Genomic DNA, 24,515 nt, shown 5'->3' on the forward strand with positions numbered 1-24,515 from the left:
CTTGGAGAGCGTTTGTTTGGTTCCTAGGGTTTCGTGGGTCAACTTCCCGTTCCCCACCCAAACGAGTATGCCCCCTAGCCGGAACACCCTCTGCGCCCCCTACTCGTTGGGGTGTTTGCGGTTGTGGGGTGGGGGCGATCCCGGCCCGGTGGCGGGTGGAGGGGTCCGGCCCGGCGGCGGGTGGGGGCCGGTCGGCAGTGGGTGCAGTGTTCCCGGTCCTGCGGACGCGGCGGGGCCGGGACGCCCGCGCGGGAGTCCGGCAGAGCCGGGACGTACGCGCAGGAGTCCGGCAGGGCCGGGGTGTACGCCCGGAAGTCCAGCCGTGCCCGATGGGGGCACGGCTGGAGCGCGGGCGCCCGTCGGACTCGGCCGGGTCTCCGGGAAGGTACGGGCGGGCCTGCCGCGTGCTCAGCGGCCCCCGGGCTCGGTGGGCCTTCGGGGCGCTACGGGCGGATCTCCGGACCAACGCGCCTTCGGGTCGCTACGGGCGTCGCTGCGGGCGGGCCTCCAGACTCCAAGACCCTCCGGGGCGCCACGGGCGCCCCCCGGACTCACCGAACCGCCCGGCCGCCCAGCCGCCCGGCTCAGTAGCCGACGGTGAAGCGCTGCCCGACGTGCTGCGGCTTCTCGGCCTCGTCCAGGAGGGCGACGGCGTAGTCCTCGGCCGTGATCCGGCTGGTGCCGTCCGCGTCGGCGACCAGGTCGTCCAGGGCGGTGCGGTAGCTGCCCGTACGCTCCCCGGGCTCGATCAGGGCGGCCGGGCTCACGTTGGTCCAGCGCACGTCCGTGACGGTGCGGTAGAAGTCCAGCGCGTCGCCGTGCGCGTGCATGATCTGCAGCAGGAACTCCGGCAGGCCCTCCGCGTCCCAGACCTGCTTGCCGTCCGGCGTACGCAGCGAGCCGGCGCCGCCGACGGTGATCAGCCGGGGCGCGGCCTCGCCGAGGCTGCGCAGGCCCGCGACCAGCGCCTCGGCCGCGGGCTTGATCGTCGCGATGTGACCCGGGCCGTCGCCGCCGCCCACCGCGCTGACCAGCACGTCCTGCCCCTGGGCCACGGCCGCGACGGAGGCCGGGTCGAGGATGTCGCCGGTGGTCACGGTCAGGTTCGGGTCGGTCTTGGTGATCTTCGCGGGGTCGCGGACGACCGCGGTGACCTGGTGGCCCCGGCGCAGCGCCTCGTCGAGGACACGGCTGCCGATGGTGCCGTTGGCTCCGAAAATGGCGATCTTGGACATGGCGGTACTCCCTGCGCCCCTGCCGGGGCATACTCTGGCTTTCCTTTTTCCGTCATCAGCCACGCTGACGCCTTCCACGCTAGGGGCGCGAACACGGCATACCGGGGTAGGCACGGGACCAACGATGGTGAAAAAACGACACGCTGCGCAGGGCGCCGGGGAGAGCATCCCGGAGGTCGCCTTCACGGCACCGGCCGGGCGGCCGGCCGGGGTGGAGGTGCTGACCCTCGCCGAGCTGCGCGACCGCGCCGACGCCTGCGCGCTCGCCGTACCGCACCGTCCGGACTTCCATCATCTGCTCGTGGTGGACAGCGGGCGCCTCCAGCACGCCGTGGACTTCCGAAAGTATGAGCTGTCCGCGAATGACTGGATGTGGGTGCGTCCGGGACAGGTTCATCACTTCGGCGACTTGACCGGAGCGGAGGGACGGCTGGTGCTCTTCGAATCCGGCTTCCTCGATCCGGTGACGGCGGCCGCGGCCCGCTTGGAGGACTGGTTCGGCCCCGCGGTGCACCACCCGGAGGGGGAGGAGGCGCAGGCGGTGGAGAGTGCGCTGCGCCACCTCCACGAGGAGTTCAGGGCGCTGCGCGGCCTGCCCCTGGAGACGCACATCGAGGTGCTGCGCCATCTGCTGGCCGTACTGGTCCTGCGAGCTGCCCGCCTGTCCGCGCAGGGTGGGCGGGCGGAGGGGTGGGGTGGGGGCGTACGGGGCGGGAGTGCACATGGGGGCGCACGGGGCGGGGGCGTACGGAATCGGGATGCGGGCGACGGCCGTGCGGCGGGCGGTGGTGGCGATGGCCGTGCGGCGGGCCGTGACGAGGGCCGCGCGGATCGCCGTACGGCGAGCAGTGTCGAGGGCGGCGACGACGGTGTCTGTGAGGCGAGCGAAACCTTTCTCCGCTTCCGCGACGCGGTGGAACGCGGCTTCACCCGCAGCCGCCGCGTCGAGGACTACGCGCGGGCGCTCGGCTACTCGCCCCGCACCCTCTCCCGCGCGACCGCCGCCGCCACCGGCTTGGGCGCGAAGGAGTTCATCGACCGCCGCGTGGTGCTGGAGGCCAAGCGGCTGCTGGCCCACGGGGACCAGACCGCCGCGCGGATCGCCGTACGCCTCGGCTTCGCGGACGCCGCGAACTTCGCGAAGTTCTTCCAGCACCGCACGGGCAGTACGCCGATCTCCTTCCGTACGGAGGTACGCGGCCCGTCCTGAGGGACAGACCGGGGCCGGGCGCGCCGGGCGGAAGGCGCGCGCCGGGTATTTCGTGGGCAACCAGTGGGAGCGCTCCCAAGGATTGAGGCGGGCGGGCGCTCCGTCAAGGGGGCCGGTCGCGCACCCGACGCGGGTTTCCGTGTCGGGATTTACGCAACTCCGCTGTTAATCCCCACGCGATGGCGCTAGCCTCCGTGCAACCAGTGGGAGCGATTCCATCCGTCGCGGGCCGCGGTGCCCGCGTACGACCCGAGGAGTCGCTCCATGCGCAGACCGTTACGCCTGTACGCCCTGGCGGTGACCGCGGTGCTCGCCCTGCCGGGCGCGTCCCCGCCCGCCCCGGCCACGGCCGCTGCTCCCGTTCCCGCTTCCCCAGTCCCCGCTCCCCCGGCCGCGCCGCCGCAGCTGCACGTCGAGGGGAATCGTTTCGTCGACCGCGCCGGCGCCCCGCACCGCCTGCTCGGGGTGAACCGTTCCGGCGCCGAGTACTCGTGCGTACAGGGCCGCGGCATCTTCGACGGCCCGGTGGACGACGCCTCCGTCGCGGCCATCGCGGGCTGGCGCGCCAACACCGTCCGCGTCCCGCTCAACGAGGAGTGCTGGCTCGGCACGGCCAACATCGACCCCCGGTACGCGGGCACCGCCTACACCTCCGCCGTACGCGACTACGTACGGCGCCTGACGGCCCACGGCCTGACCCCGGTCCTCGAACTGCACTGGAGCCACGGCCGCTACACCGGCCCTTCGGCCGGCTGCGCCGACGAGCACGCCGGCTGCCAGAAACCCATGCCGGACCGGCGCTACTCCCCCGCCTTCTGGTCCTCGGTCGCCGGCACCTTCAAGAACACACCCGAGGTCGTGTTCGACCTGTTCAACGAGCCGTACCCGGACCGCGCGACACCGGACACCGAGCGGGCGTGGACCTGCTGGCGGGACGGCGGGACCTGCCCCGGCATCGGCTACGAGGTCGCCGGGATGCAGACCCTGGTGGACGCCGTACGGGCCACCGGCGCCCGCAACCCGGTCCTGGTGGGCGGCCTCGCGTACGCCAACGACCTCAGCCGCTGGACCGCGTACGCGCCGAAGGACCCGGCGGGCAATCTCGCCGCCGCCTGGCACGTGTACAACTTCAACGCCTGTGCAGACGAGAGCTGCTGGTCCCGCACGCTGGGGCCGGTCGCCGACCGTGTACCGCTCGTCGCGGGCGAGATCGGCGAGAACACCTGCGCCCACGCCTTCACCGACCGCGTCATGCGGTGGCTGGACGGGCGCCGGGCGTCGTACCTGGGCTGGACCTGGAACACCTGGGACTGCGCCGCCGGTCCGGCCCTCATCCGCGACTACGCCGGGACACCCACCGCGTACGGCGCCGGGCTACGTGACCATCTGCACACCCTGAACCCGGCACCGCGGACCCCGTAGCCGGCATCCGCACCGAGACACGTACGGGAATTCCTACCGAGAAAGGACGGCCCGCTCATGAGACGTTCCGCTGAACAGCCTTCCGTACGCCGGCCAGACCCGGGCAGCACCACTTGGCGCTCCGGCGCCCGGCACCGTGCCCGCACCGCCGCGCTCGCGGCCTGCGCGATGCTGGTCGCCGCCGGGACCGCCGACACCCTGCACGGCACCGCCCACGCGGCAGCGGCCGCCCGTGTCGACAACCCGTACGCGGGCGCCGGCGTCTACGTGAACCCGGAGTGGTCGGCGAAGGCGGCGGCCGAGCCGGGTGGCGGCAAGGTCGCCGGGCAGCCGACCGGCGTCTGGCTCGACCGCATCGCGGCGATCAACGGCACCGGCGGCACGATGGGCCTGCGCGGCCACCTGGACACCGCCTCACGGCAGGCGGCGGGCAGACCGCTCGTCGTCCAGCTCGTCATCTACAACCTGCCGGGGCGGGACTGCGCAGCGCTCGCCTCCAACGGCGAACTGGGCCCGACGGAGATCGACGCGTACAAGACCCGCTACATCGACCCCATCGCGGCCGTCCTCGCCGACCCGAAGTACGCGTCGCTGCGGATCGTGACCACCGTCGAGATCGACTCGCTGCCCAACCTCGTCACCAACACCGGCGGCCGCGTCACCGCCACGCCGCAGTGCGACACCATGCTGGCCAACGGCAACTACGTCAAGGGCGTCGGGTACGCGCTCAACAAGCTGGGCGCGGTCCCCAACGTCTACAACTACGTGGACGCCGGGCACCACGGCTGGATCGGCTGGGACGACAACTTCGGCGCGTCGGCGCGACTGCTGCACCAGGCGGCCACGGCCGAGGGCAGCACGGTCGACAAGGTGCACGGCTTCATCACCAACACGGCCAACTACAGCGCGCTCAAGGAGGAGAACTTCGCGCTGGGCGACAGCGTGGCGGGCCGGTCGGTACGGGAGTCGAAGTGGGTGGACTGGAACCGGTACGCCGATGAGCTGTCGTTCGCCCAGGCGTTCCGGCAGGAGGCGGTACGGGCCGGGTTCCGTCCGGACGTAGGCATGCTGATCGACACCTCGCGCAACGGCTGGGGCGGCAGCGCGCGGCCCGCGGGGCCCGGGCCGCGTACGAGCGTGGATGCGTACGTGGACGGGGGCCGGTACGACCGGCGGCTGCATGTCGGCAACTGGTGCAACCAGGCGGGCGCGGGTCTGGGCGAGCGTCCGCGGACGGCGCCGGCGCCGGGCATCGACGCGTACGTGTGGATGAAGCCGCCGGGTGAGTCGGACGGTGCGAGCTCGGCGATCCCGAACAACGAGGGCAAGGGCTTCGACCGCATGTGCGACCCCACGTACGAGGGCAATCCGCGCAACAACTATCACCGGTCGGGTGCGCTGCCGGACGCGCCGCTGTCCGGGCACTGGTTCCCGGCGCAGTTCCGGGAGCTGCTGAAGAACGCGCATCCGGCGCTGTAGGAAGACAGCGGGCCTGGCCCCGGGGGCCGGGGTCGGGCCCCGTACCTCTCAGGACGACGCCCGTCGCACCAGCTCCGTCGGGAGGACGAGGTGGTGGCCCGACGGGGCCGCCGGGGTGCCTGGCGGGGTGCGCGGGCCCGCCGGGGAACACGGTTCCGGCCCGCTGCCGCCCGTCCCCCCGGTGATCTGCTCCATCAACAGCCCCGCCATCGCCCGGCCCATCTCCTCGATCGGCTGGCGGACGCTGGTGAGCGGCGGGTCCATGTGCCGGGCGATGGCGGAGTCGTCGAAGCCGACCAGGGCCACGTCGTCCGGGATGCGGCGGCCTGCCGCGCGCAGCTCCTGCCGGGCGCCCGCAGCCATCACGTCCGAGGCGCAGAAGACGGCGTCCAGGGCGGGGCGGCGGGCGAGCAGTTCGCGCATGGCGCGCCGGCCGCCCTCCTCGGTGAAGTCGCCGTGGGCGACGAGTGCGGTGTCCTCGGGGTGGCCGGCGGCGCGTACGGCCTGCCGGTAGCCGTCGAGGCGGCAGTGGGCCACGTACATGTCGAGTGGCCCGGCGATGGTGGCGACCTGGCTCCGGCCGCGGCCGATGAGGTGTTCCAGGGCGCTCTGCGCGCCGCCGGTGTTGTCGGAGTCCACGTACGGAACCGTTTCCCCGGCGGTGCGGCGCCCGTTGAGGACGGTCGGGATCGCCATCCGCTCCAGCAGGTCGGGCAGCGGGTCGTCACCGTGCACGGAGACCAGCAGTACGCCGTCGACGCGGTGCGCGGCGAGGTAGTCCGCGAAGCGGCGCCGCTCCTTGGACGTACGGATCAGGGTGAGCAGCAACTGCATGTCGTGGTCGGCGAGTCCGGCGCTGACGCCGCGCAGGATGCCGGAGAAGTACGGCTCGGCGAAGAGCCGGGTCTCGGTCTCCGGGACGACCAGGGCGACCGTGTCGGCGCGGTTGCCCGCGAGGGCGCGGGCGGCGCGGTTGGGTACGTAGCCGAGGTCGGCGACGGCCTGCTGCACCAGGGTGCGGGTCCGTTCGCTGACCCGGGGTGAGCCGTTGATCACGCGGGAGACCGTGCCGCGGCCGACGCCCGCGCGCGCGGCGACCTCTTCGAGTGTGGGCCTGCCGCCCCCTCGCCGTCCGCCTGGTGTCATCGCCGCCTCCGCTTGCCGTCCTGGCCGTACATTCAACAACGAGCTGACGTACGGGCGTTGGCGCGCGATCCCTTGACATGCGGACCGGGGAACCGCGACCCTTCACCTCATCACGTCTGGGAGCGCTCCCACAGTACTGGACACCCCACATCCCGCACGCACGGTCGGCAGGGCACCAGGAGGAGACGCAATGCGAACGACGATCCGCGGCACCCGTCGGCGGTCGGTGGCCCTCACGGCCGCCGCCGTGCTCGGGGCCGCGCTGCTCGGCGGCTGCGCCGAGGACAGCGACGCCCCCGGCGCGACGGGCTCGTCGGGGGCCGCCGCCGGGAAGAAGACCACCCTGACGGTCGGTGTCTTCGGCGTCTTCGGCTACAAGCAGGCCGGGCTCTACGACGCGTACATGAAACTGCACCCGGACATCAAGATCAAAGAAACCTCGATCGAGCGGAACGAGAACTACTACCCGCAGCTGCTCACCCACCTGAGCACGGGCAGCGGGCTCGCCGACATCCAGGCGGTCGAGGTCAACAACATCGCCGAGGTCACCGCCACCCAGGCGGGCAAGCTCGTCGACCTCTCGAAGGCGCCGGGCGTGCGCAAGGACGACTTCATTCCCTGGAAGTGGGCGCAGGCGACGAACGCGAGCGGCAGGACCGTGGGCCTGGGCACGGACATCGGGCCGATGGCGATCTGCTACCGCAAGGACCTCTTCGCCAAGGCCGGACTGCCCACCGACCGGAACGCGGTGGCCGAGCTCTGGGCGGGCGACTGGGGAAAGTATCTCGACGTCGGCAAGCGCTACATGGGCAAGGCCCCGGCGGGCACCGCCTTCGTGGACTCCGCCTCCGGCGTCTACAACGCGGTGATCTCCAGCAGCGCCGAACGCTATTACGACCGGAACGGCAAGCTGGTCTACAAGGACAGCCCGTCCGTACGGCAGGCGTGGGACGCGGCGATGCGGGCGGCGACGGGCAAACTGACCGCGCGGCTCCAGCAGTTCCAGAAGTCCTGGGACCAGGCGTACGCCAACGCGCGCTTCGCGACGGTCTCCTGCCCGCCGTGGATGCTCGGCTACATCAAGGAGAAGTCGGGGGACAACGGCCGCGACAAGTGGGACGTGGCCGCCGCGCCCAAGCCGGGGAACTGGGGAGGCTCCTTCCTTGCCGTACCGGAGGCGGGCCGGCACAAGAGCGAGGCGGTCAAACTGGCGGCCTGGCTGACCGCACCCGAGCAGCAGGCGAAGCTCTTCACGCAGCAGGCCAGCTTCCCCAGCGCCCGGACGGCGTACGGGCTGCCCGCGGTGTCGGGGGCCAAGCACCCGTACTTCGGGGACGCGCCGATCGGCAAGATCTTCGCCGCGGCGGCCGAAGGCATCCCCGACCAGGTGCTCGGCCCGAAGGACCTCACCGTCAACCAGAACATCACCGATGTGGGTGTCCTCCAGGTCGACCAGCAGGGCAAGTCGCCCGAGCAGGGCTGGCAGGCCGCGGTCGAATCGATCGACAACGCGCTGGACCAGTGAGCCGTGGACGGCCGAACCCCTCGCTCCGCGTCCTCGGGCGCGGCACCGGCCCCGGGCCCGGGCCGGAAGAACCCGGCCGGGCCCGGCTCCTCCGGGCGGTCCGGTGCCGGCCTTCCGGGTGGCTCCGGCAGCCCCAGCAGCCCGGCCGGCCCCGACAGTGCCGCCGCCGTCCGCGCCCGGGAGCGCCGCAGCCGCCGCTACCGGCGGGACCTGCGCTGGAGCCCGTACGTCTGCATCGCCCCCTTCTTCCTCTTCTTCGCCGCCTTCGGGCTCTTCCCCCTCCTCTACACGGGGTGGGCCGCACTGCACCGCGTGGAGCTGACCGCGCCCACCGACATGGAGTGGGCCGGGCTGCGCAACTTCACCCGGCTGCTCGGCGACGACTTCTTCTGGAACGCCCTCGGGAACACCTTCGTCATCGGCGTCCTGTCGACCGTCCCGCAGCTGCTGATGGCGCTGGGCCTCGCGCACCTGCTCAACTACCGGCTGCGCGGATCGATGTTCTTCCGGGTGGCGGTGCTCACGCCGTACGCCACCTCGGTGGCCGCCGCGACGCTGGTGTTCGTGCTGCTCTTCGGGCGCGACTACGGGCTGGTCAACTGGCTGCTGAGCACGGTCGGGGTGGACGGCGTCGACTGGGAGAACGGCTCGTGGAGCGCCAAGCTGGCCGTCTCCACGATCGTGATCTGGCGGTGGACGGGGTACAACGCGCTGATCTACCTCGCCGCCATGCAGGCCATACCGCACGACCTGTACGAGTCGGCGGCGCTCGACGGCGCCTCCCGCTGGCAGCAGTTCCGGTACGTCACCATCCCGTCGCTGCGGCCGACGATCCTGTTCACCTGCGTCGTCTCGACGATCGGCGCCACACAGCTGTTCGGCGAACCGCTGCTGTTCAGCGGGAGCGCCGGTGCCACGGGAGGCGCCGACCACCAGTACCAGACGCTGGGCCTGTATCTGTACGAGCAGGGGTGGGTGAACCTCCACCTCGGCCGGGCCTCGGCCATCGCCTGGACGATGTTCCTGATCCTGCTGGTGATCGCCGCGGTCAACGCGCTGATCGCCCGCCGGCTGCGTACGAGCCAGTGAGGAGGAGCCATGACAGCCCGACGCGCCGGCCGGCAGCTGCACGGCGGGAAGGTGACCTGTGCGGTGCTGATCCTCTTCACCGCGGGGTCGCTCTTCCCGCTGCTGTGGACCGCCGTCGCCGCCTCCCGGAACAACACCCGGCTCGCGCAGACGCCGCCGCCGTTCTGGTTCGGCGGGAATCTGCTGAAGAACCTCGGTACGGCCTGGTCCGACGCCAACATGGGCGCGGCGCTGCTGAACACCACGGTGGTGGCCACGACGATCGCGGCGGGCACGGTGGTCTTCTCGACCGTCGCCGGGTTCGCGTTCGCCAAACTGCGCTTCCGGGCGAAGAAGCTGCTGCTGTTGCTGGTGATCGGCACGATGATGGTGCCGCCGCAGCTCAGTGTCGTACCGCTGTTCATGACCGTCGCCGAGCTGGAGTGGACCGACCAGCTGCAGGCCGTCATCCTGCCCACCCTGGTCAGCGCCTTCGGGGTCTTCTTCATGCGGCAGTACCTGCTCCAGGCGCTGCCCACCGAGCTGATCGAGGCGGCGCGCACGGACGGCGCGAACAGCTGGCGCGTGGTGTGGCACGTGGTCTTCCCGGCCGCCCGGCCCGCGATGGCGGTGCTCGGTCTGCTCACCTTCGTCCAGGCGTGGAACGACTTCTTCTGGCCGATCATCGCGCTGACACAGAACGGCAATCCGACCGTGCAGGTCGCGCTGACCGGCCTCGGCCGCGGCTACATCCCCGACCAGTCCGTGATCATGGCGGGGGCGCTGCTCGGCACGCTGCCGTTGCTCGTCGCGTTCGTGCTGTTCGGCAGGCAGATCGTCGGGGGGATCATGCAGGGCGCGGTCAAGGGCTGACCGGTGGGCCGCCGCACCGCTCCCCCGGGCCCGCACGCGGCTGCGTACGGCCCGGAACGTCCCCGCGAACCACTCGCACCACATGCACCACTCGCGCCACGCGCCCCGCACGGCCCGCGCCGTGTGCCGCGTCCTCGTGAACGGGAGTACCGCCATGTCCAGCCCCCTTCGTTTTCCGCCCGGTTTCCTCTGGGGTGCGGCCACCGCCGCCTATCAGGTCGAGGGTGCCGCCCGGGAGGGCGGCCGTACCCCGTCGATCTGGGACACCTTCAGCCACACCCCCGGCAAGGTCGCCGGAGGCGACACCGGTGACATCGCCGTCGACCACTTCCACCGGCGCCACGACGACGTGGAGCTGATGTCCGCCCTCGGGCTCGGCGCCTACCGCTTCTCCGTCTCCTGGCCGCGGGTGCAGCCCACCGGCCGCGGCCCCGCCGTACAGCGCGGCCTCGACTTCTACCGCCGGCTCGTCGACGACCTGCTCGCCCACGGCATCCGGCCGGTGCTCACGCTCTACCACTGGGACCTGCCGCAGGAACTGGAGGCCGACATCCACGGCGGCTCCGCCTCCGGAGGCGGCTGGCCGCACCGGGACACCGCGCAGCGCTTCGCCGACTACGCGGCGATCGTCGCGGACGCCCTCGGTGACCGTGTCGAGTGGTGGACCACGCTCAACGAGCCGTGGTGCAGCGCGTTCCTCGGGTACGGGTCGGGGGTGCACGCACCGGGCCGCACCGATCCGGAGGCCGCCCTGCGCGCCGCGCACCACCTCAACCTCGCGCACGGGCTCGCCGCCCAGGCACTGCGCGCCGCGCTGCCCGCCCGCGGCCGGATCATGATCAGTCTCAATCCGGCGGCCGTACGGGCCCGCTCCGACGCGCCCGAGGACCTGGAGGCTCAGCGGCGGATCGACGCGCTGGCCACGCGTATCTTCTCCGGGCCCCTGCTGCGCGGCGCATATCCCGCGGACCTCCTCGCGGACACCGCACGTATCACCGACTGGACCTTCGTCCGCGATGGCGATCTCGCCGTCATCAAGCACCCCCTCGACGCGCTGGGCATCAACTACTACACACCCACAGTGGTATCAGGCGGCACTGACAACGCCCCGCTGCCGCGGCACGACGGGCACGGCGCCGGCGCCCGCTCGCCCTGGCCGGGCGCCGACCGGGTGGCCTTCCACCAACCGCCGGGCGAGCGCACGGCGATGGGCTGGTCGGTGGATCCGACCGGCCTGTACGACCTGCTCATGCGCTTCCACCGGGAGGCTCCCGGTCTGCCGCTGTACATCACCGAGAACGGCGCGGCCTACGACGACCTGCCCGGCGCCGAGGGCTCGGTGCACGACCCGGAGCGCATCGCCTACGTCCACGCCCACCTCGCCGCCGCGCACCGCGCGGTCTCCGACGGCGCCGACCTGCGCGGCTATTTCCTCTGGTCGCTGATGGACAACTTCGAGTGGGCGTACGGCTACAGCAAGCGGTTCGGCTCGGTGTACGTGGACTTCACGACCCAGAGCCGCACGCCCAAGTCGAGCGCCCACTGGTACGCGGGAGTGGCGCGCACCAACGAACTGCCCGCCCTGAGCGCCGATGTGACCGCCTCATGAGTGCGGCGGGACACAGCGGTGGGGGGTGGCCGCTGTGTCCCGCCCGGGGGTGGTGGCTCCGGGGTGCCGGTCAGCTCCGGTTCGTGGGGCCGGTCAGTTCCTGGCCGCGGTGCTGGTAGGTTCCGGTCCGTGGTTCCGTTCGGTTCCGGTCCGTCGTTCCGGCCGGCTCTAGTAGGCGCCGAGCGCCTTGGTGAAGTCGAGCGGGTTCTGCGCGATCGAACTGCACGTCGGCTGTGCGGAGTTCTGCGGGCCGCCCGGGCACGCCTTGTCGCGTGTGGAGGACCACATCGACAGCCAGCCGAGGTGCTTGGACCGTGCGAACGTGACCAGTTCCTTGGCGTCCTCGACCGTGAAGATTTCTTTCTGTACGTCGTTGACGCCGATCATCGGGGTCACGGCGACGGCCTTCCAGGCGGCCGCGTCACCGAGGCCTAGTGTCTTCTTGAGCTGCCCCTGGGTCGCGGTGGCGGCCTGGATGGCGTACTTGCCCATGTCGCCGTCGTAGGAGGCGCCGTAATCCATCGCCATGATGTTGACGGCGGAGATCTTCACGCCGTTCTTCCTGGCGTCGGCGACCAGGTTCACGCCGTCCTGCGTCAGGCCCTCCGGCATGACCGGCAGCGTGAAGGAGGCGTCCAGGCCCGGATGCTTCTTCTGGAGCTGCGCGATGGCCTGCGCTCGGCGGGTGTTGGCGGCGGCGTCCGGCAGTGCGCCGCCCTCGATGTCGAAGTCGACCTTCTTGAGCGCGAACTTGTCGATGACCTTGCCGTACGCGGTGGCCAGCTCGCCCGCCGACTTGCAGGCCAGGCCCAGCTCGGAGCCGTTGGCGCCGCCGAAGGAGACCCGTACGTCGCCGCCGGCCTTGCGCAGCGCCGGTATCTGCTTGGCCACCGCGTCGTCGCCCAGGCCGCCCGAGCCGCCCCACTTCGGTTCGCAGCCGCCGCCGGAGGTGACGAAGGCGAGGTTGAAGGTCTTCACCCCGGTCTTCTTCGCGGTGTCGGCCATGTCGTACGGGGGGTACAGCGACGTGTCGATGTACGGGGAGAAGGCGCCGGGTGCCCTGGGTGCCGGAACGGCTTCGGGCGCCTTGGTGGCCAGCGCCGAGCCGGCGACGGCGAAGGCGCCGCCCGCGGCCAGCGCGGCCGCCGCTGCCGTACCGATCAGCTTGGCCTTGCGGCTCTTGCGGCGGCGGTGTGCCGAGGAACTCATGTCGTGCCTGCCTGTTCGTCAAGGGGGGACGGTGGTGCGGTGGTGCGTCCCGCACGCTAGCGATCAGGAAACGGACAAATGACGGTTTCAGTCCGGCACATGGAAGCCTTATGGCGCTCTTAAGGGACCGAAAGGGACCGGTTAAGCACAACGGCCGACCGGTCGGCCGAAAGCCCCGGGCCCGGCCGTGACGCCCCGGCCTCCGCCATGTCGTCCGGCCATGATGCCCCTCTGCCATGGCGCCCCGGCCGGACCGCTCACTCCCCGCCGGATCCGGCCTGCGGACGCCCCGCCGCCCGCCGCCCCCGCGAGCGGCCCAGGCGCCGGCCCAACCGCCGGCGCAGACGGTGCCCGGTGTGCCGGCGGCGTGCTGCGCGCGCCCTCCGCGCGCCGTCCAGTGCCAGCCACACCCGTACCTCGGTGCCGCCCAGAACGGACCGGCCGATGCGGACGTCCCCACCGGTCGTCTCCGCGAGCCGCCGCACGATGTCCAGGCCGAGCCCGGTGGACCCGTCCCCGCCGTCCCCGTGGCCACGCCGCAGGGCCGCGTCCGGGTCGTCGATGCCGGGGCCGGCGTCCGACACCAGCACGATCACCGCGTCCTCGGCGTTGTGCACGTCCACCGCGAAGGCGGTGCCCTCGGGGGTGTGCCGGAAGACGTTGCCGAGCATCGCGTCCAGCGCGGCGGCCAGCTCGGGGCGCGCGACAGGGACGCGTACCGGCCGGTCCGCGCCCGCGACGCGCACCGTACGCCCCTCGTCCTCGGCGAGCGCCGACCAGAAGTCCATCCGCTCCCGGATCACCTCGGCCGCGTCGCAGCCGATCGCCGCGGCCACCTGCTGGGCGTGCGCCTTCTGCTGCCGCGCGGTACGGATGATCTGGTCGACCTCGCGCTCCAGCTGGGCGACCGCCTCGCGGGTCTGGTCGGCCGCGGGGCTCTCGCCGAGCGAGGCGGCGTTCAGACGCAGCACGGTCAGCGGGGTGCGCAGGCGGTGCGAGAGGTCGGCGGCCAGCTCGCGTTCGTTGGCCAGGAGCTGGACGACCTGGTCCGCCATCGCGTTGAAGGCGGCGGCGGCCGCGCGCAGTTCCCGGGGGCCGTCCTCCCGTACCCGTACGCCCAGCCTGCCCTTGCCCAGGTCGTGGGCGGCGCCGGCCAGACGCTCAGCGGGCCGCACCATACGGGTGCCGAGGCGGTCGGCCACGGCGACCGAGCCGACGATCAGCGCCAGGCCGACGCCTGCCAGCAGGGCCCACGAGGTGGTGACGCCGTTGGTCAGCGCGGCGTCCGGCACGTACACCTCGACCACCGCGATGCCGGAGGCCACGGCGGTGGGCTGGAGCAGCACCGAGCCGCCGGGCACGGGCGCGATGGAGGCGCGGCCGAGATCCACCGCGGCCTCGACGTCCTCGGGCCTGGCCCGCCGGGAACCGATCTCGGCGGGCTCGCCGCCCTTCTCACCCGCCGGCACGTGGACGCCGATGCGCCCTCCGGGCCCGCTCTCGGCGCTGGCGACGGCGCGCTCCAGCTGCGCGTGGTCGGTGGTGATGGCAAGAACGGGGCCGATGGTGGCCGCCTGCCTCTCGGCGTTGGAGAACGCGCGGTCCTTGGCCATCTCCTTGACGACGAGCCCGAGCGGTACGGCGAAGGCCACCACGACCATCGCGGTGACGGCCAGGCACACCTTGACCAGGGCCCATCTCACGGCGCCCGCTCCGGCGCGTACGTCTGCGAGCGCTCGTTGCGCGCAGGCGGCTCCGGCGCGTGCGCCCGGCAGTGCCCGGTCCGTGCGTACGCTCCGCAGCGCGAGGCCGGGTCGGGCGTCACAGCGGTGGCTCCAGCTTGACGCCCACTCCGCGCAGGGTGTGCAGATACCGCGGCCGCGCGGCCGTTTCGCCCAGTTTGCGGCGCAGCCAGGAGAGGTGGACGTCGATGGTCTGGTCGTCGCCGTACGACTGCTGCCAGACCTCGGCGAGGAGTTCCCTCCGGGGTACGACGACGCCCGGGCGGCCGGCGAGGAAGGCGAGCAGGTCGAACTCGCGGCGGGTCAGGTCGAGCGGCGTACCGTCCAGTTCGGCCTGGCGGCGCAGCGGGTCGATGCTGAGGCCGCCCACCTGGAGCACCCGGGACGGCGGTTCGCCGCCCGCGACGGCGCCCCGGGAACGGCGCAGCACGGCGGCCATCCGGGCGGAGAGGTGCTCCACCGAGAACGGCTTGGTCAGGTAATCGTCGGCGCCGCCGTTCAGGAGCCGGACGATCTCGGCCTCGTCGTCCCGAGCGGTGGCGATGATCACGGGTACGTCGGTGATCCCGCGCAGCATCTTCAGGGCCTCCGCCCCGTCCAGGTCGGGCAGGCCGAGATCCAGGATGACGACGTCGAAGCCGACGTGGGCCACCTCGCGCAGCGCCTCCAGGGCCGTACCGACGCTGCGTACCGTGTGGGACGCCTCGGTCAGATGCCGGATGAGGGCCGAGCGCACGAACTGGTCGTCCTCGACCACGAGCACACTTGCCATGGGCGGCACCGTACGCCATTCGAGTGGTCTTCTTTGCCTGAGGTTGACACCGCGGGGCATGCCGTCAGACCGCTTGTCGGGCGGTGTTGCGTGCTGTATCCGACCCGTCCTGGCATCTCCCGCCACACCGTCTTCGTCCCGCCTCGTTCGGGCCCTCCGGCCGCTGACCCGGCCGCGTACGTGGGGCAATATGAGCCAGATGCACAGAGGACTGGTTCACACGGCGGCCTGGACGCTGGCGACGGGCGCCGCCGTCACGCTGTCGTGGTACGGCGTGCACACCGTGCTGGCCGGCACGGCGTACGACCCGCCGCGCGCGCTCCCGCTCTCCGACAACGCGCCGTCCGCACACGCCGGAACCGACGACGGGGTCTCGCCCCGTGCCTCCTCCACGCACCGGCCCAAGCCGTCCGCACCGGCCTCCCCCCGCCCCGGACAGTCCGCGAAACCGGGCGATTCTTCCAAGGAGATCGGCGGCAACGCGTCCGGTGGTGGCGGAAAAGGCACGAGCACCGGCCCGCACCCGCCACCCGGAGACGGCGGCCCGCCCGCGACGGGCAGCTCGGTGAAAAGTATCGCCACCGCGGGCGGGCGGGTGGTCATCGACCTGGGCGCCCGCTCCGCCGAGTTGGTGTCGGCCACCCCGGACACGGGCTGGCAGATGCAGGTGTGGCAGCAGGACCAGTGGCTCCGGGTCGACTTCCGGGGCGGCGCGGGGCACACATCGGTCATCTGCGCCTGGAACGGCCACCCGCCGACGGTCGAGACGGACAACCACGCGACATGATGCGCGCGTCGACCAGCGGCGCCCCGGGCCGCACACTGCTCATGCGAAGACGGCAGGCGGCGGGGACGGCGAGTCCACCGCGGTCGCGTCCGTGACGGGCTGCGCTCCCCCGGTGAAGTCCAGGAGCGCGCGCCCGTGTTCGACGCGCCCCTGCTGCGGGTCGGTCGCGGCCCGCCGGGTCAGCTCGGCGACCGGGAGCGGCCCGGCGGCGGCGAGCAGGACGGCGTTGCCGAAACGCTTGCCTCTGAGGACGGCCGGGTCGGCGGTCAGGCACAGCTCGGGGAAGACCGTACGGACCGTGGCGACCTGCGCCCGCACGAAGGCCAGCGGCGGGCCGTCCGTGAGGTTCGCCGCGTACCAGCCGCCGGGCCGCAGCGCCCGCGCCACCTCGCCCGCGAACTCGGCGCTGGTCAGGTGCGCCGGGGTGCGGGCACCGCGGAACACGTCCGCGATCACCAGGTCCGCCCAGCCGTCCGGGATCTTGGCGAGCCCGGCGCGCGCGTCCGCGTTGCGCACCCTGATCCGCCACCCGCTGTCCAAGGGCAGCTCCCGGCGGACCAGTTGCACCAGCGGCGCGTCGATCTCCACGGCCTGCTGGGTGGAGCGCGGGCGGGTGGCCGCCACGTAGCGCGCCATCGTCAGTGCTCCGCCTCCCAGGTGCACCACCTGGAGGGGCTTGCCCGACGGCGCGGCGAGGTCGACGATGTGCCCGAGGCGGCGCTGGTACGCGAAGTCCAGGTACGCCGGGTCGTCGAGGTCCACGTGGGACTGCGGGGCGCCGTCGACGAGCAGGGTCCAGCCGCGCGGCCGGTCCCGGTCGGGACGCAGTTCGGCGACGCCGCCGTCCACGGTTTCCACCACGGCCTCGGGCCCCGTACGGGACCGGCCGCGCCTGCTCTTCGCCATGCCTCCAGTATGCCGCGTAGCCGCAGGTCAGAGTGGGCGGCGGGGCGAGGAGGGCGCTGGCCCCGGCGGCGGGCCCGCGAGGGGCGGCCGCCTCACCGGCAGCGGTCGACGGCCTCGATCGTGCGGGCCGCCTCGCCGAGGGCCTCGCGCAGGACGACGGGGTCGGTGGCCGTGCCGCACGCGCCGTCCGGGGACACCAGCCAGTCGGTGCCCGTGACGGGCGGCTCGACGGGGGCGCCGCCGGCCTTCCGCACGCCTCCTGCGGGCGCCTCGCGCTCGTACGTCTGCGTACAGGCGCTGCCCGGCAGGTCCCAGGCGTCGGCCGTGCCCGGCGGTACCAGGAAGCCGAGGGTGTCGCACGCGTCGTCGTGCAGGACCGGGCCGACGCCGGCCCGCAGCCGCAGGATGTCGACCGCCTCCAGGCCCTGGCGGGCCGGCACCGTCACCAGGTCACAGGGCCGGGGCGCCTCGGGGAGCGGGCCGTGTTCCACGGAGGGCCAGCGCCGGTCCACGGCCGGCGAAGCGTGCCCGCCCGGACGGCCGTTGGCGTGCGGCGCGCGTACGGCGCGCACGGCACCTCCGTGCGCCGCCCCACCGGCGCCCGCCTCGCCGCTGACGGCGGTCCTGACGTTGGCCATGCCGGACTCCCGCACGGAAACCCCTCCTCTGCACACGCCGCTCCCTTTACCTGCTGTTCAACGTCCGGACACGTCAACGGCTACGGTGGCAGACCGCCGCAAAGGATGGCACTTCATGGCGGATCGTGCATGAGATATCCGGTTTGTAGCCAAACCGTGCGTGTCGATCCGGTCACACCTAGTACCGTCGTCCCGCCGCACCGCCAGGCCGCGGCACCGCCACGGAGCCGGCACCGAGCCGGCACGGAGGATCTGCCATGGCGTCGCCCGCTGCGAGACCAGCGTCGTCCCCCCACGTCCCCGCCCAGCCCAACCGCGCCTTCCGGCAGTTGCGCGGCCGGCTGTCGCCGGGCGAGTTCGCGGCGTCGGTGCGCCGCGCCGCGCGCGAGATCGGGGAACAGGTCGCGTGCGACGCCCGGTACGTGGGCCGCGTCGAGGCCGGGGAGATCCGGTGTCCGAACTACGCCTACGAACGGGTCTTCCGGCACATGTTCCCCGGGCTCACGCTCGCGGACATGGGGTTCGCGCCCCGGGAGACGGTGCGCGGGCGGCGGGCCCGTACGGCCCGGGGAGGCGGCGGTACGGAGGCGGGGCGCGACGCCGGGACGCTGCCCGGCACCCGGCCGGACACCGGGGCCCTTCCCGGCGCATGGGCGGGCGCCGGGGCGCTTCCCGGACCACGGACAGGCGCCGGGCCGGCCGCCGGGCACCCGGCGGGGCCCGGGGCCGGGCCCGGGCATCGCGATACGGACATCCAGACCGGCAAGGAGAGCGACGTGCTGCGTCGCGCGTTCATCACGGGCGGCCCGGCCGCCGCGCTGGGGCTCACCGCCCTGCCACCGTTCGTCCCGGAGGCCGCGGCCGCGTCCGGCGTACCGGACGCGGTGCCCCGCGTACCGGGCCCTGCCCCCGGGGGCGGCCCCGGGCGGGCCGGCGCGTCCGAGGCGGCGGCCGTGGAGGAGGCGGTACGCCGTATCCGGCTGCTCGACGACCGGCACGGCGGCGAGGGCCTCTACCGGCGCGCCGCGAAGCCGCTGCGGACCGCGTACGAGCTGCTGGACGCCGGAGTGCACCGCGGCTCCGTCCGCGACCGCCTGCACACAGGAGCGGGCGAACTGGCCATCTCCGTCGGCTGGCTGGCCCACGACTCGGGCCGGTTCGGCGACGCCCGGTCGCACTACGCCGAAGCGCTGGCCACCGCCCGTGTCGCCGGTGACGCGGCCCTGGAGGCGCACGCGTTCTGCAACACCGCCTTCCTGGCGCGCGACGCGAACCGCCCCCGGGAGGCCGTACGCGCCGCGCAGGCCGCCCAACAGGCCGCGAAGAAGCTGGGATCGGCGCGCCTGCTGTCCCTCCTGGCGCTGCGTGAGGCGGGCGGCTGGGCGGGGCTGGGCGACCGCAGGAGCTGCGAGCAGGCGCTCCTTCGGGCGCAGCGGCTCTTCGCCCGGGGGCCGTCCGACAGTGACCCGGAGTGGATGTCCTTCTACGGGGAGGCCGAGCTGGCGGGGCTGGAGGCGCAGTGCTGGTCCGCGCTGGGCGAGCAGGGGCGCGCGGCGACGCACGCGCGCCGGGCGGTGGCGCTCCAGGACCCGCACTTCACGCGGAACATCGCCCTGTTCACCGCGGAACTCGCGGGCGATCTCGCGCTCAGCCGGGCGCCCGAGGAGGCCGCGTCGGCCGGGACGCGGGCCCTGCTCCTCCTGGAGGACGTCCGGTCGGCCCGTATCCGCACGATGCTGGACTCGACGGCGCGGGCGCTGCGGCCGTACCGCGACGGCGCGGGACGCACGGGCGACGAGGTCGGCGCGTTCCTGGACCGGCACGCCGCCACCCGGCCGCCCGTGCGGACCACGGCCGGCCGGGGCCGGCGGCGGACGGCGTACGGTGCGCGGCCGGGGCAGCGGTCGGACGCGCCTACGGGCTGAGAGCCGGTGTCATCGCCCCGGCCGGCCCGAGCCCCCTCCCGAGGAGGCGGGCCGGGCCGGTCTCAGCCCAGGTGGCCGGTGTCGTTCCAGCGCTCGATGGCCGGTTCCCCATATGCCCAGCCCAGGACCGACAGGGACGTCGGCTCCAGGCGGATGCGGGCGGCGAAGGAGACGTCGAGGCCGAGCCAGCGGGCTCCCAGGGAGCGCAGGATGTGGCCGTGCGCGAAGATCAGGACGTCCCGGTCGGCCGAGCGCGCCCACTCCACGACCTCGTCGGCCCGCGCCGCGACCTCGGCCAGCGTCTCGCCCTCGGGGACACCGTCGCGCCAGATGAGCCAGTCCGGGCGCCCGGCCTTGATGTCGGCGGGCGTCAGGCCCTCGTACGCGCCGTAATCGACCTCCATGAGGGCGCCCCAGTCCTGCGCCCGGTCGCCGAAGCCGGCCAGCTCGCAGGTCTCCTTGGCGCGCACCAGGGGGCTGGTGCGGACCTCGACGTCCGGCAGGCCGTCCCAGGGCGCGCGGTGCAGCCGTTCCCCCAGGAGCTTGGCGCCGCGGCGGCCCTCCTCCAGGAGCGGAATGTCCGTACGTCCGGTGTGCTTGCCGGACAGGGACCACTCCGTCTGCCCGTGCCGGGCCAGCAGAATGCGCGGTGCCATGGGGAATACCTCTGGCCGATTGCTCGGCTCTTCCGTCTTCGGAGCCCGCTTCGGGGCTGTTCCTGCTCGTCTGTGCCCGATCGGCGCTGATCCGGGTCCGGCTCCCGTCGCCTTTTGGCGGTGGCCGTCCGTTCCATCATCGCGCATCGCCCCGGTACGCCAGGGTGGACCCCTCCGCGCCGGGACTTTCGCGACATAAGGCGTACGGTGGAGGGTCGGCGTTTTCCGCGCCGACGGGTGCCGCACCGCGCCGCACCCCTGGCACCAGGCCCGCGACCGATCCGCCACGGGCCCCGCACGTTGGAGAACGACCAGGATGGACGCCGTAGCGCGCCGCCCCGCGGCAGCCGGCAGCCGGCTCCGGTGGTGGACGGAACTGCCACTGCTGGCCCTCGTGTACGTGGCCTACTCCGCGGGCCGCCTCGTGGCCCGCGGTGACGCGCACACCGCCGCGGGGCACGGCCGGACGATCCTGCGGTGGGAAGAGCTGCTGCGGCTGGACCCGGAACGTGCGCTGAATCGTTTCTTCACCGCTACGCCCGCTCTCGGCGTCCCCGCCGACTTCGCCTACGCCTCGCTGCACTACCTGGTCACGCCCATGGTCCTCATATGGCTGTGGAACCGGCGCCCCGCCCGCTACCGGGCGCTCCGTACGTGGCTCATGCTGGCCACCCTCATCGGACTGATCGGCTTCACGCTGCTGCCGACCGCGCCGCCGCGCCTGCTGGAGGCGGGCAGCGGCTTCGCGGACACCATGGCGCAGTTCTCCTCGTACGGGTGGTGGGGCGACGACGCGAGCGCGCCGCGCGGGCTCGGCGGCATGACCAACCAGTTCGCGGCGATGCCCAGCCTCCATGTGGGGTGGGCCCTGTGGTGCGGCGTGGTGCTGTGGCGGCACGGCCGGTCACGGGTGACGCGGATCCTGGGGGTGGCGTACCCGCTGCTGATCGTGCTGGTGGTGATGGGCACCGCCAACCACTACCTGCTCGACGCGCTGGCCGGTACGGCCGTGATGGGCGTGGGCCTGCTGCTGACGCGCCCGGCACTGCGGCTGGCGGACGGCGTGCGGGGGCGGTTCCGGGAAGGCGGCTCCGAGGCGGGGGCGGACGGCACTGCCGGAGGCGCGGACGGAACCGGCGCGAGGCTGGACAGCCCTGCCGGAGGCGCGGACAGCCCCGCGGACACGGGCAGCCCAGTCGGAGACGCGGACAGCTTCGGCGCACGTGCGGACAGCCCTGCCGGAGACATGGGCGGCCCCCGCGCGGGTGCCGCGCGCGACCTTCCGGCCGCTGGGGTGCCAGGGGCGCACGCGAATGTCAGTGGCGGATGCCAGACTTCCGCGGGTGAACGTTTTCCGCGACAGCCGACCCGCCGCGGCCGACCGGCCGCCGGAGCCGCCTCCGCTGCCGCAGCCGACGACGGGGCTGCGACAGCGGCTCGGTGAGCTGCGCGGCCCCGGCGTACGGCCGCGGCCGCTGGACGCCCGTGCGCTCGCCGCGCTGGCCGCCAACCCCGGCTGCCGCCGCCGCGCGCTGCTGGACGGCGCGGGCGTGGACAAGGCGGCGCTCGCGGGCGCCCTCGGGTCGCCCGCGCCCTTCGGGCAGTCGCAGTTCGCGCTGGCCCGGGGCAACTCCTTCGAGGCCCGCGTCAAGGCCGACGACGGCACGGACCTGATGCGGCTGCTGTACGAGCGCATGGGCGGCGGCGCGGCGGCCCCCGAGCCCGGCGGGGTCGCCGTACCCGACCTGTCCGCCGCCGGTCCCGAGGGGCGGGCCGCCCGTACGGCCCTGGCGCTGCGCGAGGCGACGGCCGCCGGCGGCTGGACGCTGCTGGACCACCCTCTGATCATGCTGGACGTGGCCGGGTCGCCCGCCTACCTGGAGCCGGACGCGGTCGTGGTGCATCCGGACGGCGGCTGGACGGTCGTGGAGATCAAGTCCTTCCCGATGATCGACGGTTCCGCCGATCCGGCCAAGGTGGGCGCGGCGGCCCGGCAGGCGGCGGTGTACGTGCTGGCGCTGCGGCGGGTGGCCGGGCAGGTGCTCGCCAGTACGGGCCGCGCGGTGACGGTGCGGGACCGGGTGCTGCTGGTCTGCCCGAAGGACTTCGCGAACCTCCCCACCGCCGAGGCCGTCGACATCCGCAAGCAACTGGCCACCACCGAGCGCCAGTTGCGGCGCCTCACCAAGGTCGAGGAGATCGCCGGGCAGCTCCCGCCCGGGACCACCTTCGATCTGCGGCTCGCGGACGACGGGAAGACGGTGACGCGGTCCGCCGCCGAGCTGACCGAGGCCGTCGAATCCGTGGACGCGGCGTACGCGCCGGAGTGCCTGGCCGCCTGCGAGCTGGCGTTCCACTGCCGGGAGCGGGCGCGTGCGGCGGGCGCCGTGGAGTCGCTGGGCCGCGGGGTGCGCGGTGAGCTGGGCGGGCTGCGTACGGTCGAGGAGGTGCTGGCGGCGGCGCGTACGAAGAGCGTGGCGGCCCCGGCGGACGGACCTGCGGGCGCGGCCGCCCGTTCCCCTGACACGGGCCCCGCCCCGGACACGGACGTCCCCGCCGTAGAGGCGCTGCGCCGGGCGGCGGCCCTGCGCGCCGAGGCGCTGGCCACTGCCGTCGCACGCGACGGCTTCGGGGAGGGACCGGCATGTCGTTGACCGAAGTGCTCGCCAGGATGGAAGCCGTGGCGGCGGGCCGCGCGCAGCCGCTGACGACGGTCCGGCACCGGCATCTGTCCGCTCGTCCGCTGGTGTTCGTCCCGCTGACCACCGCGGGTGAGGCGGGCGCCCCGCTGGGTGCGCTGGTCGGCACCGACCGCGAGAAGCCGCTGCTGCTCGCGGTACCCCAGCCGCGCGACCGTGATCTGCGGTTCGCCTTCCTCGCCGAGCTGGCCGAGACCGTCCTGCCGTACGTGGACGGGTACGCGGACACCGTCGAGCCGGCGGAGCGCAAGGAGACCGACCCGGAGACGGGCAGGAGGGTCCCGGTCGAGGTCGAGCTGTGCGCGGACGCGCCGCAGGTGATCGTGCCGAGTGCGGCGGGCGTGGAGTACGTCCGGCTGCTGGGCCGGTCCATGCGGTTCCGGCGGACCGCCGAACAGGAACCGGACACTCCGCACCCGGCGCCTCCTCATGTGCCCCTGCTGGGCCGCTGGTTCACGCACTTCGGCGAGCGGGCCCGGGTGCCGGGCGCGAGTCTGCTGCTGCCGATGACCGGACTGCTCTCCCGCCACTGGGCGACCGGCCAGAGCAATTTGGAGGACCAGCACCTGGGCGCGCTGCTCGCCTGGATCGACCCTCCCGAGGGCGAGCACGGCGCGACGGCCGCGCGGCGCGCGGAGACGGCGCGGGACGCGGACGGCCAGCTGCTGTGCACGCCGGCCGGCCCGGCCACCGACCCGGCCTTCGACAACAAGCGCCTCGCCCCGGCCATGGCCCGTTACGACGCGGGGCTGCCCGGTGCCGAGGACGAGATCCGCGCGCTGGTCGAGAGCCAGCTGCGCCCTGCCTGGGACGCCGTGTGGCACGGCATCGACCTGCTGCGGGCCCTGCCGGAAGGCGCCCGGGTCGCCGACCGGTGGAAGCGCGACCGCTGGTCGTACACCGCCCACCGCGACCGGGTACGGGCCGGTGAGCCGCCGCAGCCCAAGCGGGACGACGCGATCACTGCCGCCCGGAAGCTGTCCTCCCGGGAGACCGCCCAGGCGCAGCTGGACGCGCAGGAGGCGCTGGACGACCCGCTGGTCATGGCGGGCCGGCGGCTCGCCGGGGAAGCCCTGGCCGGTCACGTGACCGGGGTGGAGATGGCGTATTCGCAGGGCAAGCGGCCGATGCCGCGCCCGCTGGTGACGCTCTGGACGGACGACCGGCCGCAGCTGGCCGAGGGCGGCAAGCTGTACCGCCCGCTGCCGGACGGGAAGGCGCAGCCCGCCGAGTTCGTGGCGTACGTGACGGAGGGGGCGGGCGCGCTTGCGGACGGGGCGGGCGGTTCGACGGGTGGACCGGACGGTCCGGCGGACGGCCCAGGCGCTCCGACGGACGCGTCGGTCGCCCCGGCGGACGGTCCGCTCGGCCTGATCATCCGGCTGACCGGCGGCATGGGACGCGGCAAGACCCCGGAGCCCGGGACCGTGCCCGGGCTCGGTGACCGGGTGTGCTGGACCCTGTTCGAGCACCAGCCGCGCGGCGGCCCGGAGCTGCCCGAGCCCGAGGACACGCCGTGGACGCATGGCGGGCCGCCCGCGGCCGACGCCGCCGTACGGCCCGTGGACCAGCCCGATCCCGTCACCGCGGAGGACTTCCTGTGACCGAGGCACG

Annotated in this window: 20 protein-coding genes; 12 read left to right on the forward strand and 8 right to left on the reverse strand. The window is 73.6% G+C overall.

Annotated features, from left to right (window positions below):
* Positions 1–584 precede the first annotated feature (584 nt).
* A complete protein-coding gene (locus ACZ4Z1_RS14035) occupies positions 585–1,235 on the reverse strand; it encodes an NAD(P)-dependent oxidoreductase (RefSeq protein ID WP_468486826.1) in 651 nt (216 codons plus the stop codon).
* A gap of 124 nt (positions 1,236–1,359) precedes the next feature.
* Here ACZ4Z1_RS14035 and ACZ4Z1_RS14040 point away from each other — a divergent pair, with 124 nt between their 5' ends.
* From ACZ4Z1_RS14040 to ACZ4Z1_RS14050, 3 genes are all read left to right on the forward strand, one after another.
* The gene (locus tag ACZ4Z1_RS14040; protein ID WP_468486827.1) at positions 1,360–2,445 is read left to right on the forward strand and encodes an AraC family transcriptional regulator; all 1,086 of its coding nucleotides are present in this window, start codon (positions 1,360–1,362) and stop codon (positions 2,443–2,445) included.
* A 264-nt stretch (positions 2,446–2,709) separates the two neighbouring features.
* A complete protein-coding gene (locus ACZ4Z1_RS14045; RefSeq protein ID WP_468486828.1) occupies positions 2,710–3,867 on the forward strand; it encodes a glycoside hydrolase family 5 protein in 1,158 nt (385 codons plus the stop codon).
* Positions 3,868–3,924: 57 nt separating this feature from the next.
* Positions 3,925–5,346: a glycoside hydrolase family 6 protein gene (locus ACZ4Z1_RS14050; RefSeq protein ID WP_468486829.1), complete on the forward strand. Its 1,422-nt coding sequence runs from the start codon at positions 3,925–3,927 to the stop codon at positions 5,344–5,346.
* A 48-nt stretch (positions 5,347–5,394) separates the two neighbouring features.
* On the opposite strand, the gene ACZ4Z1_RS14055 is transcribed toward ACZ4Z1_RS14050, so the two are convergent.
* Positions 5,395–6,492, reverse strand: coding sequence for a LacI family DNA-binding transcriptional regulator (locus ACZ4Z1_RS14055; protein ID WP_468486830.1), 1,098 nt, complete (start codon positions 6,490–6,492; stop codon positions 5,395–5,397).
* A gap of 190 nt (positions 6,493–6,682) precedes the next feature.
* On the opposite strand from ACZ4Z1_RS14055, the gene ACZ4Z1_RS14060 reads away from it, so the two are divergent.
* The 4 genes from ACZ4Z1_RS14060 (at position 6,683) to ACZ4Z1_RS14075 (ending at position 11,567) form a co-directional block, all read left to right on the forward strand.
* On the forward strand, positions 6,683–8,017 hold the full coding sequence (locus tag ACZ4Z1_RS14060; RefSeq protein WP_468486831.1) for an ABC transporter substrate-binding protein: 1,335 nt from the start codon (positions 6,683–6,685) through the stop codon (positions 8,015–8,017).
* Between the two features lie 3 nt (positions 8,018–8,020).
* On the forward strand, positions 8,021–9,106 hold the full coding sequence (locus tag ACZ4Z1_RS14065; protein ID WP_468486832.1) for a carbohydrate ABC transporter permease: 1,086 nt from the start codon (positions 8,021–8,023) through the stop codon (positions 9,104–9,106).
* A gap of 9 nt (positions 9,107–9,115) precedes the next feature.
* Entirely contained in the window at positions 9,116–9,958 is an 843-nt protein-coding gene (locus tag ACZ4Z1_RS14070) for a carbohydrate ABC transporter permease (protein WP_468486833.1), read from the forward strand.
* A 154-nt stretch (positions 9,959–10,112) separates the two neighbouring features.
* On the forward strand, positions 10,113–11,567 hold the full coding sequence (locus ACZ4Z1_RS14075) for a GH1 family beta-glucosidase (protein WP_468486834.1): 1,455 nt from the start codon (positions 10,113–10,115) through the stop codon (positions 11,565–11,567).
* A gap of 168 nt (positions 11,568–11,735) precedes the next feature.
* Here the strand turns inward: ACZ4Z1_RS14075 and ACZ4Z1_RS14080 are convergent, their stop codons facing one another.
* The 3 genes from ACZ4Z1_RS14080 to ACZ4Z1_RS14090 form a co-directional block, all read right to left on the reverse strand.
* Entirely contained in the window at positions 11,736–12,776 is a 1,041-nt protein-coding gene (locus tag ACZ4Z1_RS14080; protein WP_468486835.1) for a chitinase, read from the reverse strand.
* A 257-nt stretch (positions 12,777–13,033) separates the two neighbouring features.
* Positions 13,034–14,479, reverse strand: a complete 1,446-nt coding sequence (locus ACZ4Z1_RS14085) for a sensor histidine kinase (RefSeq protein WP_468486836.1) — start codon at positions 14,477–14,479, stop codon at positions 13,034–13,036.
* 118 nt (positions 14,480–14,597) lie between these two features.
* Positions 14,598–15,290 carry a response regulator transcription factor gene (locus ACZ4Z1_RS14090; RefSeq protein ID WP_468486837.1) on the reverse strand — a complete coding sequence of 231 codons (693 nt, stop codon included), beginning with the start codon at positions 15,288–15,290 and terminating at the stop codon, positions 14,598–14,600.
* A 199-nt stretch (positions 15,291–15,489) separates the two neighbouring features.
* On the opposite strand from ACZ4Z1_RS14090, the gene ACZ4Z1_RS14095 reads away from it, so the two are divergent.
* A complete protein-coding gene (locus tag ACZ4Z1_RS14095) occupies positions 15,490–16,077 on the forward strand; it encodes a hypothetical protein (protein ID WP_468486838.1) in 588 nt (195 codons plus the stop codon).
* A gap of 39 nt (positions 16,078–16,116) precedes the next feature.
* Here ACZ4Z1_RS14095 and ACZ4Z1_RS14100 read toward each other — a convergent pair whose 3' ends face one another.
* On the reverse strand, positions 16,117–16,983 hold the full coding sequence (locus tag ACZ4Z1_RS14100) for a spermidine synthase (protein WP_468486839.1): 867 nt from the start codon (positions 16,981–16,983) through the stop codon (positions 16,117–16,119).
* A 92-nt stretch (positions 16,984–17,075) separates the two neighbouring features.
* Positions 17,076–17,621 carry a hypothetical protein gene (locus ACZ4Z1_RS14105; protein ID WP_468486840.1) on the reverse strand — a complete coding sequence of 182 codons (546 nt, stop codon included), beginning with the start codon at positions 17,619–17,621 and terminating at the stop codon, positions 17,076–17,078.
* A gap of 257 nt (positions 17,622–17,878) precedes the next feature.
* On the opposite strand from ACZ4Z1_RS14105, the gene ACZ4Z1_RS14110 reads away from it, so the two are divergent.
* On the forward strand, positions 17,879–19,546 hold the full coding sequence (locus tag ACZ4Z1_RS14110) for a tetratricopeptide repeat protein (RefSeq protein WP_468486841.1): 1,668 nt from the start codon (positions 17,879–17,881) through the stop codon (positions 19,544–19,546).
* Between the two features lie 62 nt (positions 19,547–19,608).
* Here ACZ4Z1_RS14110 and ACZ4Z1_RS14115 read toward each other — a convergent pair whose 3' ends face one another.
* Complete coding sequence (locus tag ACZ4Z1_RS14115; protein WP_468486842.1) at positions 19,609–20,202, reverse strand: histidine phosphatase family protein; 594 nt, start codon at positions 20,200–20,202, stop codon at positions 19,609–19,611.
* Between the two features lie 316 nt (positions 20,203–20,518).
* On the opposite strand from ACZ4Z1_RS14115, the gene ACZ4Z1_RS14120 reads away from it, so the two are divergent.
* Genes ACZ4Z1_RS14120 through ACZ4Z1_RS14130 form a run of 3 tightly spaced genes read left to right on the forward strand, consistent with a single transcriptional unit; the run spans position 20,519 to position 24,505 of the window.
* Entirely contained in the window at positions 20,519–21,646 is a 1,128-nt protein-coding gene (locus ACZ4Z1_RS14120; protein ID WP_468486843.1) for a phosphatase PAP2 family protein, read from the forward strand.
* Positions 21,546–22,856 carry a hypothetical protein gene (locus ACZ4Z1_RS14125; RefSeq protein ID WP_468486844.1) on the forward strand — a complete coding sequence of 437 codons (1,311 nt, stop codon included), beginning with the start codon at positions 21,546–21,548 and terminating at the stop codon, positions 22,854–22,856. Before ACZ4Z1_RS14120 ends, ACZ4Z1_RS14125 begins: the two co-directional genes overlap by 101 nt.
* Positions 22,847–24,505, forward strand: a complete 1,659-nt coding sequence (locus tag ACZ4Z1_RS14130; protein ID WP_468486845.1) for a hypothetical protein — start codon at positions 22,847–22,849, stop codon at positions 24,503–24,505. Before ACZ4Z1_RS14125 ends, ACZ4Z1_RS14130 begins: the two co-directional genes overlap by 10 nt.
* Positions 24,506–24,515 lie beyond the last annotated feature (10 nt).

The organism is Streptomyces sp. NPDC030165 (assembly GCF_055573595.1).